Annotated in this window: 1 protein-coding gene; it reads left to right on the plus strand. The window is 69.8% G+C overall.

Annotation, left to right across the window (positions count from 1 at the left end):
- Positions 1 to 269: 269 nt before the first annotated feature.
- Entirely contained in the window at positions 270 to 1346 is a 1077-nt protein-coding gene (locus ACWPOB_RS28475; RefSeq protein WP_455402865.1) for an IS110 family RNA-guided transposase, read from the plus strand.
- Positions 1347 to 1355 lie beyond the last annotated feature (9 nt).

A 1355-nucleotide genomic window follows, 5' to 3' on the forward strand; every position in this document is an offset into this window, starting at 1 on the left:
GGCCGAATGTCACTGTGAGTATGGGGTGGTCCGGTTGATACTGGACAGGTCCGGTGCGGTGGGGGTCTGACCCTGAATGTCACTGACGTCGCGAGACTGTCCTGGCGATGATGTGTCGACCCCGCCCGCACCGGGACGCCGAAACACACGCGACCGGTCCGGGCGGAGTGACCTGATAGGAGCCTGACACCAACAGTCCCGTCACAGTGCTGTCCGCCGTCCCGGCCGGGTGCGTGGCCAACCGTCGGAAGGGATGACCTGTGTCCAGCATGACCGAAACCCCTGCCGCTGTCAGCCGTACCGTCTACGCCGGCATCGACACCCACAAACACACCCATCATGTCGCCCTGGTGGACGTCCTCGGCCGCCGGGTGACCGACCGGGAGTTCCCCACCACCGGCACCGGCCACCGGCAGTTGCTCGCCTGGATGGCCGGGGTCGGCGCCGTCGCCCGCATCGGGGTCGAGGGCACCGGCAGCTACGGCGCGAGTGTGACCACCGCACTGCGCGCGGCCGGCCTCGACGTCGTCGAGGTCGACCGCCCGGACCGGCGCGCCCGCCGCACCCACGGCAAGTCCGATCCCCTCGATGCCTATGCCGCCGCGACCGCGGCGCTGACCGGACGCGCCACCACCGTCCCGAAAACCCACGACGGGGACGTCGAGGCAATCCGATTCCTGCGCAACGCCCGTCGCTCGGCGGTCAAGGCACGCGCCGAGGCGATCACCCAGCTCAAGGCCATGCTCGTCACCGCACCCGAGCCGGTGCGCGGCGGGCTGCGGGCGCTGTCGGACACGGCGTTGATCAGCACCTGCGCCGGGTTGCGGCCGGGACCGGTCGTACCCGGCGATCTGACCGCGGCGGTCAAGACCGCGTTGCGGTCACTGGCCCGGCGGATCCTCGACCTGACCGAGGAGGAACGCACCCTGCACACCCATCTCGAGACCCTGGTGGCGCACACCGCCCCCGAACTGCTCGACCGGATGGGTATCGGAGTCGAGACCGCCACCCAGCTGCTGATCACCGTCGGCGACAACCGGCACCGGATCCGCAACGAGGCTGCTTTCGCGCACCTGTGCGGTGTCGCCCCGATCCCGGCGTCCTCGGGCCGCACCCACCGGCATCGGCTGCACCGCGGCGGCGACCGGCAGGCCAACCGGGCGCTGTACATCATCGTCATCACCCGGCTGGCCCACGACCGACGCACCCGCGACTACATGGCCCGCCGCACCGCGGAAGGCAAAAGCACCCGCGAGATCATCCGCTGCCTCAAACGTGCCGTTGCCCGCGAAGTCTTCCGCCTGCTCACCACCACCGGAACCCCAAAACCCCTTGACGGAACATAGGAGCATCAT

The sequence above is a fragment of the Rhodococcus sp. 2H158 genome (assembly GCF_053764755.1).

Coding starts and splice junctions, on each gene's coding strand:
- ACWPOB_RS28475 (WP_455402865.1), top strand. CDS start 270: ATGACCGAAACCCCTGCCGCTGTCAGCCGTACCGTCTACGCCGGCATC.